Genomic DNA, 15,512 nt, shown 5'->3' on the forward strand with positions numbered 1-15,512 from the left:
GCTTAACCGATGACGCATGCATAAAAATCTAATAAATCCACGTTTGATTGAAAATCGATAGCAGTAAAAATATGAATCTACGAAAATTTACTGCGGAAAGTGGGTACAACCTAATACTTTAAACAAAGTGTTAGATTTTTAAGGCACCGTCGCGAATTTGCTGTAAATTCAAAGCTAAGTTTTCGTATACTGTGTGGATTTTTATTTTCCTGATATGGAATTTTTTACTCAATAACCTATTGAAATTTTTGATTTTACAGAAATATCGGCACACTGCCTGCTCTATAATGGCTTAAAACGGCTTAGAATCAAAGGTATTGCAACTACACAAAGAGTGAAGATTGAAGTGTATCAACGGAACCTGCTAGATCATAATTTTTAGTGTAGCAGTTGATATGCTCTCGTGTATCTGCATTTCGTGCATAATTTTTTATATAATTTGTGATATATTTTTTGATGTAACTTCATCTCGTCTATAGTTGGTTTAATTGTCGTTCGTATCTGTTGTGCATGAGATATCGCATTACGATATTCCTGGAGCATGCATCTGGTTTAGCTATCTGATAGCTGAACATAGAGCTGAGCACAAAGGAGGTTGATACGCATTGACTACAGTAATTAGTCCTGTGGATCTCTGGTTTATCCTGAGTTTCATTGTCGCTTTCACCAGGAAGTGATAAGCTATGAGATTAGATTAGAAGAAGTTACATCACCTAGTCTAAGTATAATAATAAAGAAATAGATAAAGGAAATTATCTGTAATATAAAATCAGGAGTGCAAATAGTGAATAGAAAAGTTACATTACTTCTGATTATAGCGGCAGTAATATTTGTTTCTGGTTGCGGAAGCACAAAAAATGATGAAGACCAAGCATGGTTGCGTTCTACTAAATTAGATATGGAGATGATGAGGCTAGACAAGCTTGATATGTTAAATGATCAAGAAATGCATTTAGATAATTTAAATGCTTGCGATAAAGTCGTAAAAGACGCACAGACTGCGTTACGAAATAATCATATGTATGATCCTACGTCTTCGAAATTTCAAAAGGCGCAAAATGAATGGGATATAATTTTAAATGATTATATCAGTGCAGCAGAATTTAGATATGTAGCAGTACAGAAATGGAATTTAGATATGTCACAAGATTCCTCTGTGTATGACGCTATGTATGAAGCTAAAAATAATTCAAATAACAAACTGTTAGATGCACAAGATCATTATTATAGATTAGACAATTACATACGTGGTGAGTAAATAAGGAGTAACAGTAATGCGTAAAGCAAAAGTATTTTCAATGGTAGTGTGTTGATTTTCTGTGAAATCACAATTCCCAAGAAGTTAGTAGTTTGAATATTCAATGTTGAAAGATGGAATTATACTCAGTACACAAAAAATTAACTTTGGATTCACAGGAATTCTCGACACCCTCGTAGATATTAGATACGTAGATTATGTTCCCTCACCTAAAAATTACAAATTATGTTAAGCTCTGAATATATTCGCCAAAATCAGGTATTTTTTCAATTTTAACTGTATCTCTGTCTGAAGTTTCTATCGATTTATATAATTCTATAGTAGTCTCATAATTTTTTTGTATAGTTTTGTAGACTAATTCCGCATTTTTACGGGTTATCCTCGAACCAAAAATGATTCCTTTTAGATCACTTTCAAAATAATTAAGTATATCATTTTCAAGTACGTCCCTGCTATAGATTATTCTGCATTCCTCTTCGAATATATAATCGATTTTTTTTGTACGTCCACGCTCAGATGCTTGGGTGTGTCTATAACTATTTGACATATCTATTGCATCTGGATCATTAAATGAAGGCACGTATATTACTTCATAAAGTGGACATATTACTCCCTGCTGCGTAAATATATGCTTATTGTAGTCTCTTGCATTCGTTTCCTCAGTATACTGAAAACAAAGGCAAATACCTTGGTGATTATCAGCATGTTTCTCCCACATTTTACGACTATTACATGTTTTACTAAAACAGCAAACTCTAGGCAATTTTTTTACTTTTTGATAGTAGGTATACATATTCCCTTCTTTTTTAACAGTACCATTGTTTACATAATCGTTTAGTATCTCATTTGCTTTAGAAGGATCACACTTCCTCCTCAAAGCAATCAAATCTATAATTTTTTCTTCCGTCATAGTCTCATATATCATGATATTGAAATCAGCACTATCTTCAAATGCAGCTGGATCACTAAAATATAATTGTTTACGAGACAAGTTATCTATGGTGTGATTATCATCGTGTTTCAAAATATGCTTGTACTGAAAAACTAAATTTTTATTTGTCATATAAACCACTGAGTAAATACTGTATTTCTAACACAAATACTTTTTAAATAAAACAACATTGATTTACTGGAAATACTTAAATGTTTTACTTTGTCTGTTTTACCTATGCTTTTCTGAACTCAGTAATTCTATGGGCTATAGGAATATGCGAATTTCTGCCGATCAACCTATCAAATGCAAAAATAATGCAAGAAACATATAGGTACTTTTTTCAGCGTCTATTGAAGTTAGTTTTAGTTTAAAATAAAGATACATAAATTAAAAAACAGTTTCTTAAAAAGATACTATATTTTGATAGTAAAAAGGACTACAAAATCAATTAAAATTCAACAGAAATTTCAATACACTTTCATTGAAATCAAAAACAGGGATGAGAACCAATCATCCCATCCCCGTATTCAGCGTAGCTAACACAATAGCTTCGCTGACAAAAAAAGAGGAGTTTTAGGCGTAAGGGTTCCGTAGCCCCTTGTTGATGCCGAAAGTCTTGCGCTCCTCAACTGTTTTCTGGTTCTTGTCGATCTTTTCTTTCGCGAGTTTCCTGAGGAGATCGAGACCGGGTTTGACTTCCTCAATTGGTTTTGTCTCGAACATGCCGTCTGCAACAGCCTTTGACCAGATCTCGTTTCCGACTTTGGTGCGGATGAAAACCGTAGACCAGCCGTCTGGGCTTCCGACCGAGCCGGTTGAAATGTCGGCAAGGTTAGAAACATAGTCAAGACAAACATGGCAGCCTGGCTGCTCGTACTTGTGGGTTGCCTTGAGTGGAACAGTAGCGACGTTTCCGCGTTCGGTATAGACCCAGAACTTGCCCTTCGTGATCTCCATCTTCTTCACGGAGCCAAGGCTCTGGTTTGCGTGGTCCTCGACAATGCTCTGCAAGGACTTGTACGAGAAGTTCTCCATGCAGAAAAGCCCCACTGTAAAAGCAACCTTGCCCGGGACATCTCGCATATTGATAGGATAAAGTTGAGCCTTCCTCACTGCCTGCATCTGGCAGCAAACGCCGGTGACCCCTACCTTATCAAGGCCAAAGGACCGTGTAGCCTCCTTGAGCCAGGAAATCTGGGGGCTGATGTTGTATCTTGTTCCTCGTGCCTTAAGGATGTCCTCGCGGGTCATCGCGACTACCGGTTTTGGCTGCCAGGGTTTGTCGCCCTCGCCTGCCACAATAGTTCCGTCGATGAACCCTTCTTCAAGGGCATAGACCATGAGAGCGGTGGCGATTCCGCCGTCCTGAGCTTTCTTGAGGATCTCCTTGTCCGTGCTCCGCGCCGAAACGCATGTCACGTATTTGCCGAGATACGGATCTTCAATCATCACTCTCACCATCCTTAAGCGCTTTAGCAATTATCTCGCTGATGTTCTCAAATTCAGAAATCACGTCTAAATTGAAGAAAGACCTCGGGCAGGCGCCGTAGCAGGAGCCGCACTTAATGCATAGGTCACGTTCACCCTGTGGTTTCCCGAACTCAAGAGTAATCGCATGCACTGGACAGGATGCAGCGCAAGTGCCACAGCCCATGCAGAGGCCCTGGTTGATCACATCGTACATAAGGTCGCAGAAACATCCGGAAGTGCCGCGCTTCGCAAGGTCCATGAGGGGCTTTAAGTACTTGCCTGCAAGCTCCTTCTGTTCCTCGTTCCCTTCAAGGAGCAGGTACGCCATGACAGCGACGTTCCTTATAAGCTCCGGGCTCGGGGGGCATCCTGGGATGTAAACATCCACGTCGATGAGATCTCCTATTGGGAGATAAGACTCGTGCTGTGGCTGGTTGTGCTGCCCGCCGCGGCTGAACCTGGTGATATTCCCGTAGCATGCGCAGGAACCGAGAGCCACCACGATCTTGGACTTCTTCCGCGTCTCTTTTATGTCCTCTACTGATTCATGGTCCTGGAGGCAGACCGATCCCTCAACGAGCGCCACGTCCATCTCCGGGATATGCCGGACGTCAGCAAGAGTGAGACAGTATACGAGGTCGGCATAGTCGTCCAGGATCTTGATGAGTCCTAAGTTGTTGTCGGCCAGAGACACAAGGCAGCCGGTACAGCCGCTCATGTGTACATGACCGATCTTAATCTTATTTGTCACTGGTTTTTTCTCCTTTGTAGCTTCCGCCTTGTTCTCCATCACAACCATAAAGGGCTCCCTTGCCCATGGTTTTCTCGATGAAGTTAAGCAGTCCCATAGTTCACTCCGATTTCCTTTAGTATCTCGGATACAGCGTCTGGAATGGCTCTCTGTACCTCGTCTGTAATCCCGATGACCATCTCGGGAGAAGAAACGTATTTCTTCTGGCATGCAAGGACACGGACCCGGATATCGTCCTTGATGTACTGGAGCGGCTCGGTCAGGTCCCATGAGTGGGCGTCCCGGTAACTCCCCACAGGAAGCTCGTCAACAGAGAGCCACCTGAGCTCGCCGGGTTCCCCACCAAAGTCCGCAATGTCCACAATGATAAGAGTCTTTGTGGACTCAGGGTTGAGAAGAGTAAAAACAAAATGTGGACCTCCAAGCCCTGCGTCAACAACCGTGACGTTCTCTGGAAGTTCGAGATCCTTGAGTTTTTCCACAACTGCAGGTCCGAACCCATCATCCGCAAAGAGCGGGTTGCCGCAGCCTGCCACCACGATCTCGGAGTACAGCGATTCCATTACCTTCACCACTGCATGAGCTTCTGGGCGACTATTTTTTCCTTCTCGTTCACCACGATCATGTGGGTTGCACACGAAACGCACGGGTCATAAGCCCGAACGACCATTTCGGCAATCTGCCAGGGCGCTCCAGTCAGAGCACGGCTACAGGTAGGGAAGTTCCAGGTAGTGGGCACAAGCATGTCATACCACCGCACCTTTCCGTCCTTCACCCGTGCAAGATGGATATTGCTCCCACGCGGAGCCTCGTTCGCAGCCCAGCCCATGGACCCATCTCCCTGAGGGATATGATCGGCAAGGACCTTACCCGAGGTATTCAGGTTGTCAAGGCAGTTGAGGATGGTGTAGCAGCAGTCTGGGTATTCCATCTGCCTGGCGATGTGCTGGGCAAAAGTGCCCTTCTCATCGAAGTTCTTGAATGTAGCAAGCCTTGCCCTCGGACCAACCTCAACAGGCTGTCCGTCGTAGGTCGGGACACCTGTGCAAGACTCCATCTGGGGGTTGGCTTTGGTGCCGACCTTCGTGGTGCCTCCGATCGGATAGCTTGGATCCTCAAGATCAATTGTTACCTCACCCATATACCAGTCCCATGGACGGGTTTCTTTCCAACGAGTGAAATCCCATGTGGGATTATCATCCAGACTGGATGACCCGTACATCGGGGCTGTGGCCATAACTCCCTGGTTATGGTACCCGAGTTTCTTAGGCAGTGGGATCTGCTTGCCTCCAACTTCGACAAACTCCCGGTTCTGCATGTTCCTGATAACATCAAGCATGAATTCCATCTGCTCGTGAACAAGGACAAGACATTCTTTCGCCAAATCGGCCATTTTCTGCTTTGCCCTGGGACTCACATTGTGGTACATTCCGCCGATCCTCGGATTGGATGGATGGATCGCCTCGCCACCTGCGATGGCTGCAATTGTCTGTGCAATCTCGCGGATGCGGACAATTCTTGCCATAACGCTCCTGGCAGGCTGCTCGTTGGCGAACAGGTTAAACTTCTTTTCCGTCCCAGGAATATAAAAGTCCGGGAGGATCAGGATGTTGTGCAGAGCATGGCTGTGGATACGGTTCGCGGCATGGAGAATGATCCGCAGGAGCTTTGCGTCCGTGGGGATCTCGCAGCCAATCGAAGCCTCCATAGCCTCGGTGCTTGCCAGTGTGTGGGCAATAGGACAGATACCGCAAACCCTAGAAGCAATCTTCGGGACCTGTTCCATTGTCTTACCTATAGCGAGCTTTTCAATACCCCTTACAGGGGTGATAGAAAGCCAGTCTCCTCGCTCAACAATACCCTGGTCATCTACCTTCAGGGTGAGCTTGGAGTGGCCTTCAAGTCTTGTGGTTGGAGAGATTTCTACAACTTTCGTCAATGGTATGCCTCGTTTTAGATTCGTTGTTATTTAGGCTGTACCGTGGTTAAGGCACTCTCTGTGCGATAATTCTAAGAAAGTTACTCGTACATGAAGTACGTTAACATCTTGATTTCTCCAGCGCGTAGTACCTCAGTATATTAAATATTTAATTTATAACGATAAATGGTTGAAAACGCGATATTACATAAATCCTTCTATCAATATAAAGAAGGTTAATAAAATAATAAGCATATTTATTCCAATCTATAAATCGAGTTTTATATTAAGTCAATTCTTTTCTATGACAAAGAAAACATTGAAATTAAAAGAATATTAGACACATAAATATGTGCAAAGATCACTTATTGCAGTTTATACTTTGCCCAATCATAAGGTCATTGAAGAACTAGAAACAAAAAGTGGCATATATTTTGGGAGCTGCGTCTTTATAGATTTGAAAAATTCACCACTACTTTTTAGCCCTGATCTTCGTATCATTTTATCAATTTGAAAGGTTTTTTTGTTTTCAGAGTATAAATGGTCTTGTACCGATCGTTAGTTTTATGTAGTTTGTTTTAGTTGCAGCAATACTATTTGTATTATGTGATATAGTGAATTGGCAGCAAACTCCCTTTTGAAAATGGAAGTTTTTTGATTCAAGAACCTTTAATGTAGTTATTTTCGGAGTACTCTCTAGATCAAGCCAGATACGATATAGCTAAATTTAAAATTTTGAAGACATTCATGGAAAAAGCTCCAAAAATACTTTTGAGATATCTGAGGAAACAGATACAAAGCAATATAATACTGTAAGGTGTTTGTTCTGGTATCAGAGGACAGTCTTACCTAAGCAGAGATTTCTTTAAACTAGTGAGACGTATTTTAATTCCTCTATGTCCCATCAACAGACCAGGTTTGGCTCCCTGTTTAGCTTCCAGAATAAGTTCATCAGGCGCTTATCCATGAATTCGCAAAATGCTTTTATAGCTTGAAAGTAATTACGCTGAATGTTCGCACTTGCGTCAATTGACAAAAGTTAACTCAATACAATTAGATCGTTTTTCAGTTTGAAATTTTTCATACTATATTTCACCTGATCGATTGTATATGAATGCCTGAACACAGTAATTGATAAATATATCAACCTCCTTCCAGTTAAAACTAAAAATCACATTTACCGGCTTATCGGGCCTGAAAGCCCAAACCACAAGAGTCCATAAATCCAGCTACAAGGATAAGAAAGGACCTCTCGAAAGAGAATGAGTTACCTCGTTTCGGGAAAAAGTAGATTTCTGGCAGCCAGGGGAGTAGAATCGGCACTATCTCTCAGGACCTGCAAAGACAACCTAATTTAGAAAAGGTGGCATGCATGACAACAGTGTTTGATGTCCCTGCAATGGAACTCATCGAGAAGGTTGCAGGCATACTTAAAGAAAATGAAAATGTCGTTCCCCCTGAGTGGGCAAAGAACGTAAAGACCGGAGTTCACAAAGAACTCCCTCCAAACAACGATGACTGGTGGTATATCAGAACCGCAGCGATCCTGAGGAAAATCTATACTGACGGGCCTGTAGGAATTGAAAGGCTCAGATCAATATACGGTGGAAGGAAAGACAACGGATCACAGCCATACCACAAAGCAAAAGGCAGCGGTTCGATTGCCAGAAAGGCAGTACAGCAGCTTGAAGCTGCAGGTTACCTGCAAAAAGTAAAGGATGGAAGAACAGTATCTGCAAAGGGACGCTCTATGCTTGATAATGCAGCCAATGAGCTCAAGCAGGAACTTCTTGAGAAGATCCCTGAACTTGCAAAATACTGAGAAAAATTCCATCCGAAGGGGACCTGACAAATCCATAGGATTCCCTTTCAAATATTATTAATCTTAACCCAGATATTATTAATCTTAATCTAGATTGCTCCGGAAAACCGGTTTTTTAGATGATTGCCATGTCTACAATGGATGACGAACTCAACGAAATCCGAAAGAGACGGCTTGCAGAAATTCAGAGGCAGCAGGCACAGAACCAACAGTCTGACGTTCAGGCAGCTTATCAGCAGGAACAGGCAAAAGCTGAGATGGAAGCTCAGAAGCAGGCCATCATGAGGCAGATCCTGACTCCTGAAGCCAGAGAGCGCCTTACAACCTTAAAGATGTCAAGACCTGCTCTTGTGGAACAGCTCGAAATGCAGCTGATCTCGCTTGCTCAGAGTGGAAGGCTCCCGTCTCAAATCAGTGATGAACAGCTTAAAACACTTCTCATGAAGATGCAGCCAAAAAAGCGTAAGACATCTATAACCAGAGTTTAAAAACAATGAGAATTTCGGTCCTGTTTAGCGGAGGCAAGGACAGTTCGCTCTCTGCCCTTTTGATGGAACCGTTTTTTGAAATAGAACTCGTAACCTGCAGCTTCGGCCTGCTTCCCAATGGTGAGCTGGCAGCAAAAACTGCAAAAAAGTTAGGGTTTCCTCACAGGGTTCTTTTTCTGGAAAGAGAAATCCTTGAAAAGGCTTACGAAGAAATAATGAAGAACGGTTTCCCGAAAAGTGCTATAAATTATATCCACGAAAAAGCCGTAGAGACTCTTGCTTCAGATCCGGAAGTTGAACTCATTGCTGATGGAACCAGAAGGGATGACAGAGTTCCTGTACTCTCAATCTCACAGATACGAAGTATCGAAGATCGATTGGGAGTTCAGTATATTTGCCCTTTGAAGGGGTATGGCAAAAAAACCGTGAGTATTCTTGTAGAGCGTTACCTTAGAATTGAAGAAGGGCCGAGTGAGAGTACTCAGAAAGCTGATTACGAAGCCGAGCTCAGGGAGTTAATCAGGCAAAGAGACGGTGAGGAGAAAATAAAGGAACTATTTCCTTCCCATATTCAGTCCCATGTGCTTTCAAGAAAAAACTACCCTGAAGAAAGCATGCCTTAAAATAAGGAAGTCTTCCGGAAGGGGAAAATTCTGGAATAAAGATTTATACAATAATCGAGTTATATTCAACCCTTATACTGCTGCAGATTAAACAAGACCCTCATAGAATTTACCGGATATGGTTTTCATAGAATTTACCGGATATGGTTTTAAAAAGCCGGTTCTACCTGGCAGAAAAAAACCTCGATTATTTAAGGGTTAAAATCACAATCAGCTAATTATCGGATATAACCAGAAGTTAACGAAATTAAGTTATTTACAGGTCAACAGGTGTGATCCACTTGAGTCATAACATGAAAGGACAGAAGATACGTCTTGCAAAGGCGCACAAACAGAACACACGCGTTCCAGTGTGGGTTATTGTGAAAACTAACAGGAAGGTCGTGAGCCATCCCAGACGCAGGCACTGGAGAAGAAGAAGCCTGGATGTAAAGTAAGCGAGGAAGGTGGAAAAAATGGCTGACGACATGGTAAAAGAACAGGTATATACTATCCCTCTCAGAAAGGTAAAGAACGTACCTTCATGGAAAAGAGCAAACAGAGCAGTTACTGAAGTAAGAGGTTTTCTTGTAAGGCACATGAAGGTTGATTCTGTGCAGGTCAAAATGGACAAATCAATTAATGAGCGCCTCTGGGAAAAAGGCTGTGAAAAGCCTCCTCTTTCCATCCGGGTCAGAGCTGTAAAATTCGCAGATGGCGAGGTACAGGCAGAACTCGCCCAGTAAAATATACCAGAAGACTCGAAGCTTCAAAGAATATGATTAGAACAGTGGATATATACGACACCTCAATGATTGGTGTCTTTGCAACCTGCACAGAAGATGTCGTTCTTGTTCCTACCGGAACAAAGCCCGAAACCTGTGCTATACTTGAGGATTCCCTGGATGCAAGGGTCGTTGAGACTCTTGTAAACGGAAGTGTTGTTATCGGAGCCCTTTCCAGAGGAAACTCAAACGGTTTCCTTTTTTCATATGGGACCGATGCCAGGGAGATGAAAGAACTGACCGGAGTTGAAGCTGAGATCCTCCCGGGCAAGCTGAATGCAGTAGGAAACATCGTGCTTGCAAACGATTCCGCAGCCCTTGTCCATCCAGAACTGTCAGACAGAGCTATTGAAACAATTGCCAATACCCTCAAAGTAGAAGTTTACAGGGGAACTATTGCCGGAATAAAGAATGTAGGAATGGCTGGAGTTGTCACCAACAAAGGACTTTTAGTGCACCCGAAAGTGACAGCTTCGGAAATAGAAACTCTGGAAAAGATCTTCGAGCTTCCGGTAAATATAGGGACTACGAACTTTGGGACTCAGATGCTCGGCTCAGGCCTGCTTGCGAACTCAAAGAACTATCTGGCAGGTTCAGACACTACAGGCCCCGAACTTGGAAGAATCGAGGAAGCCCTCGGGTTCTTAGAGTAATATTATAATCCACCTGTTTCGTAAAAAGTTGCAGCAAGAGTGGTGACCAAGATGAAGAGTTTTATTGTTAAAGGCAAATTTAAAGCAGGAAATTCCTGGGAAAAATTCACAAAGCAAGTCGAAAGTCAGAATGAAAAGAACGCAACTGATAAGGTCTATTCTGTCTTCGGAAGCAAACATGGGATTAAAAGAAGCCAGATCCAGATCGAAAGCATTGCTGAGGAGTGAAGGATATGGTAGAAGTCAGTGAAGAAGATATCAGAAATCTGGCAGCCAGGCATCAGGAGTTCCAGCGACAGGCAGAAAGCTTAAGGCAGCAGATGAATATGGTCCAGGCTTCTATTACAAGCTGCGACCAGGCAACTGTAACCATCAACGAGCTTAAAACCGTTTCAGCGGAAGGTAAGACTGCCGAAACGATGGTACCGATTGGATTTGGCTCATTCGTTTACGCCGAAATAAAAAATGCAGAGAAGGTTATTGTGGACCTTGGAGCAGGCTTTAGTGCGGAAAAGAACGCTGATGAAGCTATTGAAACCCTGAAACGCCGCAAAGAGCAGCTTACGAAAATTCTTGAACAAATGAGTGCTTCACTGACTAAATATATACAGGGTATGCAGGCCCTGGAAGCTGAAGCTGCAAAGCTTCAACAACCCAGCCAGGCCTAAAAAACCTGGCTTAGAAACAAAAGGATTGAACTCAAAGCCCGCATTTGAGAAAGAACTTTTTATTTTGACTTAACTACTATTTTTTATTGGCTTTTTTGGGATGGGATCCTGTGTTCAACAAATTCAAAGAAAAACTAGGGAATTTTAAAAAGGCGCTCAGCAGAACTATTGACGATAAAGCAGTAGATATTGAACCTGTGGTTGAGTCTGTGCCTGAGGCCGAAGAAGGTTTTGAAGAGGACATTGAGCCCATTCCTGAGGAAGAAGCTCTTGAAACGCTGACAGAAGAGGAAAGTTATGAAGCCGAACCTGTAACGGCTGCTCCTGCAACTGCCGGGATAGAAGACAGAAAAAAGGCTGAGTACAGGAAAAAACTGGAAAACAGAAAAAAGGCGATCGAGAGCAAAACTGAAGAAGAAAACGTACCTGAAAACATAACTGAAGAAAAAAAGTCATTTTTCAAAAAATTCTCGAAAATAGGATTTACAAAGAAAGCAAAAGCTCTGGTCCTTAATAGGGAAGTCTATCTGGATAGTAATGACCTCGAAGAGCCTCTCTGGGAACTTGAAATGGGGCTTCTTGAAAGTGACCTCGCCCTCTCGGTTTCCGAGGCAATTGTGGAATCAGTGAAAAAACAACTCACGGGCACAACAAAACGCATTGGCAGCAATACCGGAGAAATTGTAGAGGAAGCCCTGAAAAAAGCCATCCTTGAGGTAGTATCTGCGAATACTTTTGATTTTGATAAGTACGTAAGAGACAAGGAAAAGCCTGTTCACATTGTCTTTGTAGGAATTAACGGGACAGGAAAAACGACATCCATTGCAAAGATAACGCACAGACTGCTCAAATCGGATTATTCGGTAGTCCTTGCTGCAGGAGATACTTTCAGGGCAGGTGCCATCGACCAGCTTGGAATCCACGCCGACAGGCTTGGAGTAAAGATGATAAAACATCAACCTGGTGCCGATCCTGCTGCAGTTATTTACGATGCCGTGCAGTACGCAAAAGGCCATAAAATCGATATTGTGCTTTCCGACACCGCAGGCCGAATGCATACCAACCTTAATCTGATGTCACAGATGGAAAAGATCTGCAGGGTAAGCACTCCGGACCTTATAATTTTTGTAGATGAAGCCGTCGCAGGAAACGATGCCGTTGAAAGGGCTGCACAGTTTAATGAAGCTGTACCAATCGATGGGTCCATTCTGACAAAAATCGATGCGGATTCCAAAGGAGGAGCTGCAATATCCATTGCCTATATCACAGGCAAACCCATTCTCTTTTTCGGGATAGGGCAGGGCTATGAAGATTTAAAAAAGTTCGACCCAGAATGGTTTATAGACCAGCTTTTTAACCAGTAAATTACTTCAACGTTGAGCTATTGACTAATAACAAATTTCCGAGATCAAAGTTGTTTTCAAAATCAAAGTTGTGCTGACGCATATCGCTGTAAGCAACGGGATATTCGCGTCAGCGAAACTTTATTGTCCTGAAATATCTTTCAGACCATAGATCATATAATATTCATATTCGTAGGCAATTTTATATCTGGGCGGCATGTGTTTTTTCTGGATTCGCATAAGATCGTCCAGTCCTATTGATCGCACGTCTTTAAACCTGGCTTTTTCCATATATTCTCGAGCCTTACCCAGGGGCACACCTTTCGCGTTGGGCAGTATAGCATTCACTTCCGCAGTATAACTGTCTTTGGATATATCGTTCCTTTCGACTATATGTATCATAGTCTCACCTATATTTCTTTTCAGGTGTGTTTCTAGACGGCTGTCATCCCATACGCCGTCTATTATGACTACTTTTCCCCCTGGCTTCAGTACATTTCGCCAGTCATTAAGGGCTTTTTCAGGATTCGGTAGCGTCCAGAGCACATGGCGGAGTCAAGACGGCATCAAACTTTCCTTAATCAAAAGGGGGATTCTCTGCGTCGCCGATCCTGAATTTAATACTGCTAGGAGACTTAGACTTCGCCACCGAAAGCATTTTTTCGGACAGGTCGATACCTGTCACCTTATACCCCATATCCGCCAGCATCTTGCTCATTTCGCCCGTACCGCAGCCGACATCAAGAACGCTTAGCCTTTCCCCAGGGATTACCTGCCTGAAAAGAGCCTTCCAGGCTGCTTCTTCTTCCTCACTCTTTACCCCATGGCCGTGATATGCATCATAGCGCTGCGATGAATAGTCCCATCGTTTCGTGATCTCTTCCTTGATCTTGTTTTCATTAATTGACATACAATACCTCGAAGCTTACCTATTTTTAACCGCGATACCATGAACCATAAAAATAGGGTGATCATTGGCATATTTTAAATACCAGGGTAATTGCTTTCGCTGTATATCTCGAATTCTTTTCAAGTCAGTAACAGCGATATCTGCTAAGCCAGCCTTAGAAACATATTCCACGACCTGTTCTTTATCGACCCCATGAGGGTTGGGAAGGCTAACATTGATGTCCTTCTTATAATCGTAAGTAAAGGGGTTTTTTCCATACTTTATAAATCGGTAAATGTGGAAATTCACCGAGGATATAAGAGGAAGTAGGCCTTTTGTAATCCACTTGCCGTCAATAATGACGACACTGCCGCCTGGCTTCACAACTCTGATCCATTCTTTTACCGCCTTTTCCGGGTGAGACATAGTCCAGAGTACATACCGAGCAGTAACGCAATCAAAAGTTTCGTCCTCGAAGTTAAGGTTCTCAACGTTCATTTCCATGAACCGAATATTCGCTCCCTTTTCCCGGGCTTTCTTTCGGGCTACATCCATCATTCCTTCACTAAAGTCTACTGCAGTCACGCTATGGCCCAGCTCTGTCAGATACATAGCAATTATTCCGGTACCACTGCCAACGTCCAGGATATTTTTAGGGCTCGAACCGATCGTTTTTGATAATAGCTCTTTCCAAATCTGACTTTCCTCGATCCCTCCGTTCCCCGGCGCCGTATCGTAGAACTTGCTCCCATAATCCCAGTATTTCTTTACTCCTTCCTTAGTCCTGTCGAGTTCCAGCTTTCCAGATTCCGTCATGTTCACCCCATTATGACCTTTTTGATCCCACATTTTCGCATCGAATTAACTGGTATGATTTGTGGTATACCTTCACCGTCAAGTGTTACCCTTGCGTTGACCCCATAGACTTTTCGAATCATCGCTTCGGTTATCACGGAAGCCGGACTTCCAGCAGCCACGATTTTACCGCCATTCATCAATACGACATTGCCCGCATACCGAGACGCCAGGTTGAGGTCGTGTAATGCCACTATCGTCGTCATTCCGTTCTCTTCCGTGATGTTCTGGATCACGTCAAAAAGCTCAAGCTGCTTCTGAAGGTCCAGCGAGTTCGTAGGCTCGTCCATGAGAAGCACTTTGGGTTTTCGGATGATCGATTGGGCGATAGACACCATTTGCTTCTGCCCACCGCTGAGCTCGTTCATTGGCCGCATCGCCAGGTCTCCAATCCCGAGCTTTTCAAGCGTATCCATCGATGCAGACAGATCCTCATCCTTGATCCTCCAGCCAAGCGAATTTATCTTTCCCAACAATGTTGCCTCTAGCACCGTCATAACCGTACTTGTAGAGGATTCCTGAGGAAGGTAGCTAATAGCTTTTATGACCTCGTCTTTTCGATATGCCTTCAGGTCTTTTCCATTGAAGATTATTGACCCTTCGGCCTTGAGTATCCCGCATATGCATTTTAGCAAGGTGGATTTTCCGACCGCATTCGGGCCTATGATCGCAGTGACCATCGGCTCAGCAACCATATTTACGCTTTTTAACACCGGATTGGAATTATATCCGAACCTGAGATTTTGGATTTCCAGCTTCACCAATATCCCCTCTTTTTAGATAGAAGGAGCCAGACAAAAAACGGTATGCCAATCAGTGACGTGAGTATCCCTATTGGAAATACGATTCCCGGAACAACGGCCTTGCTGAGAACCGAAGCGGTGGAGAGTATAAACGCCCCGGACAACGCTGAAAAAGGTAAAAAGTATCGATGGTCCTCCCCCACGAGCATCCGTGCTATATGCGGTGCCACGAGGCCAATGAACCCTATGGTGCCTACGAATGCAACTGCCGTGGACGTAAGAATCGAAACCAGGATCAATCCCTTTAGTCTCATCTTTTCAACGTTCACTCCA

Annotated in this window: 20 protein-coding genes; 10 read left to right on the forward strand and 10 right to left on the reverse strand. The window is 43.3% G+C overall.

Annotation, left to right across the window (positions count from 1 at the left end; genetic code table 11):
- The first annotated feature begins 784 nt into the window (after positions 1-784).
- The gene (locus A9239_RS00090; RefSeq protein WP_048156282.1) at positions 785-1,258 is read left to right on the forward strand and encodes a hypothetical protein; all 474 of its coding nucleotides are present in this window, start codon (positions 785-787) and stop codon (positions 1,256-1,258) included.
- A 223-nt stretch (positions 1,259-1,481) separates the two neighbouring features.
- On the opposite strand, the gene A9239_RS00095 is transcribed toward A9239_RS00090, so the two are convergent.
- The 5 genes from A9239_RS00095 to frhA form a co-directional block, all read right to left on the reverse strand.
- Positions 1,482-2,321, reverse strand: a complete 840-nt coding sequence (locus tag A9239_RS00095) for a DUF2971 domain-containing protein (protein WP_048156285.1) — start codon at positions 2,319-2,321, stop codon at positions 1,482-1,484.
- 444 nt (positions 2,322-2,765) lie between these two features.
- The gene (gene frhB / locus A9239_RS00100; protein ID WP_048156287.1) at positions 2,766-3,641 is read right to left on the reverse strand and encodes a coenzyme F420 hydrogenase subunit beta; all 876 of its coding nucleotides are present in this window, start codon (positions 3,639-3,641) and stop codon (positions 2,766-2,768) included.
- The gene (gene frhG / locus A9239_RS00105) at positions 3,634-4,452 is read right to left on the reverse strand and encodes a coenzyme F420 hydrogenase subunit gamma (RefSeq protein ID WP_141706313.1); all 819 of its coding nucleotides are present in this window, start codon (positions 4,450-4,452) and stop codon (positions 3,634-3,636) included. The genes frhB and frhG overlap by 8 nt, the downstream gene beginning before the upstream one ends.
- A gap of 44 nt (positions 4,453-4,496) precedes the next feature.
- On the reverse strand, positions 4,497-4,976 hold the full coding sequence (gene frhD, locus A9239_RS00110; protein WP_176722069.1) for a coenzyme F420-reducing hydrogenase, FrhD protein: 480 nt from the start codon (positions 4,974-4,976) through the stop codon (positions 4,497-4,499).
- Between the two features lie 5 nt (positions 4,977-4,981).
- Positions 4,982-6,352, reverse strand: coding sequence for a coenzyme F420 hydrogenase subunit alpha (gene frhA / locus A9239_RS00115; protein WP_048156290.1), 1,371 nt, complete (start codon positions 6,350-6,352; stop codon positions 4,982-4,984).
- A 1,351-nt stretch (positions 6,353-7,703) separates the two neighbouring features.
- Between frhA and A9239_RS00120 the strand changes: the two genes are divergently transcribed.
- The 9 genes from A9239_RS00120 to ftsY all read left to right on the forward strand — a co-directional run bounded on the left by A9239_RS00120 (position 7,704) and on the right by ftsY (position 12,713).
- Positions 7,704-8,153 carry a 30S ribosomal protein S19e gene (locus A9239_RS00120; RefSeq protein WP_048121840.1) on the forward strand — a complete coding sequence of 150 codons (450 nt, stop codon included), beginning with the start codon at positions 7,704-7,706 and terminating at the stop codon, positions 8,151-8,153.
- A 119-nt stretch (positions 8,154-8,272) separates the two neighbouring features.
- Positions 8,273-8,641, forward strand: a complete 369-nt coding sequence (locus A9239_RS00125; RefSeq protein WP_048121842.1) for a DNA-binding protein — start codon at positions 8,273-8,275, stop codon at positions 8,639-8,641.
- A gap of 5 nt (positions 8,642-8,646) precedes the next feature.
- Positions 8,647-9,264, forward strand: coding sequence for an asparagine synthase-related protein (locus A9239_RS00130; RefSeq protein WP_048121843.1), 618 nt, complete (start codon positions 8,647-8,649; stop codon positions 9,262-9,264).
- Between the two features lie 281 nt (positions 9,265-9,545).
- Entirely contained in the window at positions 9,546-9,701 is a 156-nt protein-coding gene (locus tag A9239_RS17840; RefSeq protein ID WP_011305491.1) for a 50S ribosomal protein L39e, read from the forward strand.
- An 18-nt stretch (positions 9,702-9,719) separates the two neighbouring features.
- Complete coding sequence (locus tag A9239_RS00135) at positions 9,720-9,989, forward strand: 50S ribosomal protein L31e (protein WP_048121845.1); 270 nt, start codon at positions 9,720-9,722, stop codon at positions 9,987-9,989.
- A gap of 32 nt (positions 9,990-10,021) precedes the next feature.
- Entirely contained in the window at positions 10,022-10,681 is a 660-nt protein-coding gene (locus tag A9239_RS00140; protein ID WP_048121847.1) for a translation initiation factor IF-6, read from the forward strand.
- 51 nt (positions 10,682-10,732) lie between these two features.
- A complete protein-coding gene (gene rpl18a / locus A9239_RS00145; protein ID WP_048121849.1) occupies positions 10,733-10,909 on the forward strand; it encodes a 50S ribosomal protein L18Ae in 177 nt (58 codons plus the stop codon).
- 5 nt (positions 10,910-10,914) lie between these two features.
- Entirely contained in the window at positions 10,915-11,349 is a 435-nt protein-coding gene (pfdA, locus tag A9239_RS00150) for a prefoldin subunit alpha (RefSeq protein WP_048121851.1), read from the forward strand.
- 110 nt (positions 11,350-11,459) lie between these two features.
- A complete protein-coding gene (ftsY, locus tag A9239_RS00155) occupies positions 11,460-12,713 on the forward strand; it encodes a signal recognition particle-docking protein FtsY (protein WP_048156292.1) in 1,254 nt (417 codons plus the stop codon).
- A 120-nt stretch (positions 12,714-12,833) separates the two neighbouring features.
- On the opposite strand, the gene A9239_RS19980 is transcribed toward ftsY, so the two are convergent.
- From A9239_RS19980 to A9239_RS00175, 5 genes are all read right to left on the reverse strand, one after another.
- A complete protein-coding gene (locus A9239_RS19980; protein ID WP_230668937.1) occupies positions 12,834-13,238 on the reverse strand; it encodes a class I SAM-dependent methyltransferase in 405 nt (134 codons plus the stop codon).
- Between the two features lie 31 nt (positions 13,239-13,269).
- On the reverse strand, positions 13,270-13,602 hold the full coding sequence (locus tag A9239_RS19985; protein ID WP_230668939.1) for a class I SAM-dependent methyltransferase: 333 nt from the start codon (positions 13,600-13,602) through the stop codon (positions 13,270-13,272).
- Between the two features lie 15 nt (positions 13,603-13,617).
- Positions 13,618-14,397 carry a class I SAM-dependent methyltransferase gene (locus A9239_RS00165; RefSeq protein ID WP_048156294.1) on the reverse strand — a complete coding sequence of 260 codons (780 nt, stop codon included), beginning with the start codon at positions 14,395-14,397 and terminating at the stop codon, positions 13,618-13,620.
- Between the two features lie 2 nt (positions 14,398-14,399).
- Positions 14,400-15,197 carry an ABC transporter ATP-binding protein gene (locus A9239_RS00170; RefSeq protein WP_048156297.1) on the reverse strand — a complete coding sequence of 266 codons (798 nt, stop codon included), beginning with the start codon at positions 15,195-15,197 and terminating at the stop codon, positions 14,400-14,402.
- Positions 15,194-15,512 (reverse strand): iron ABC transporter permease (locus A9239_RS00175; protein WP_141706312.1); only part of this gene is annotated, 319 nt, incomplete at its 5' end. The genes A9239_RS00170 and A9239_RS00175, both read right to left, overlap by 4 nt.

Source organism: Methanosarcina sp. A14, assembly GCF_001729375.1.
Taxonomy (GTDB): Archaea; Halobacteriota; Methanosarcinia; order Methanosarcinales; family Methanosarcinaceae; genus Methanosarcina; species Methanosarcina barkeri.

Excerpts from the sequence above, each read along its gene's own strand:
- A9239_RS00095 (WP_048156285.1), bottom strand. The coding sequence starts at position 2,321 with ATGACAAATAAAAATTTAGTTTTTCAGTACAAGCATATTTTGAAACAC.
- frhB (WP_048156287.1), bottom strand. The coding sequence starts at position 3,641 with ATGATTGAAGATCCGTATCTCGGCAAATACGTGACATGCGTTTCGGCG.
- frhG (WP_141706313.1), bottom strand. The coding sequence starts at position 4,452 with ATGGAGAACAAGGCGGAAGCTACAAAGGAGAAAAAACCAGTGACAAAT.
- frhD (WP_176722069.1), bottom strand. The coding sequence starts at position 4,976 with ATGGAATCGCTGTACTCCGAGATCGTGGTGGCAGGCTGCGGCAACCCG.
- A9239_RS00120 (WP_048121840.1), top strand. The coding sequence starts at position 7,704 with ATGACAACAGTGTTTGATGTCCCTGCAATGGAACTCATCGAGAAGGTT.
- A9239_RS00125 (WP_048121842.1), top strand. The coding sequence starts at position 8,273 with ATGATTGCCATGTCTACAATGGATGACGAACTCAACGAAATCCGAAAG.
- A9239_RS00130 (WP_048121843.1), top strand. The coding sequence starts at position 8,647 with ATGAGAATTTCGGTCCTGTTTAGCGGAGGCAAGGACAGTTCGCTCTCT.
- A9239_RS00135 (WP_048121845.1), top strand. The coding sequence starts at position 9,720 with ATGGCTGACGACATGGTAAAAGAACAGGTATATACTATCCCTCTCAGA.
- A9239_RS00140 (WP_048121847.1), top strand. The coding sequence starts at position 10,022 with ATGATTAGAACAGTGGATATATACGACACCTCAATGATTGGTGTCTTT.
- rpl18a (WP_048121849.1), top strand. The coding sequence starts at position 10,733 with ATGAAGAGTTTTATTGTTAAAGGCAAATTTAAAGCAGGAAATTCCTGG.
- pfdA (WP_048121851.1), top strand. The coding sequence starts at position 10,915 with ATGGTAGAAGTCAGTGAAGAAGATATCAGAAATCTGGCAGCCAGGCAT.
- A9239_RS19985 (WP_230668939.1), bottom strand. The coding sequence starts at position 13,602 with ATGTCAATTAATGAAAACAAGATCAAGGAAGAGATCACGAAACGATGG.
- A9239_RS00165 (WP_048156294.1), bottom strand. The coding sequence starts at position 14,397 with ATGACGGAATCTGGAAAGCTGGAACTCGACAGGACTAAGGAAGGAGTA.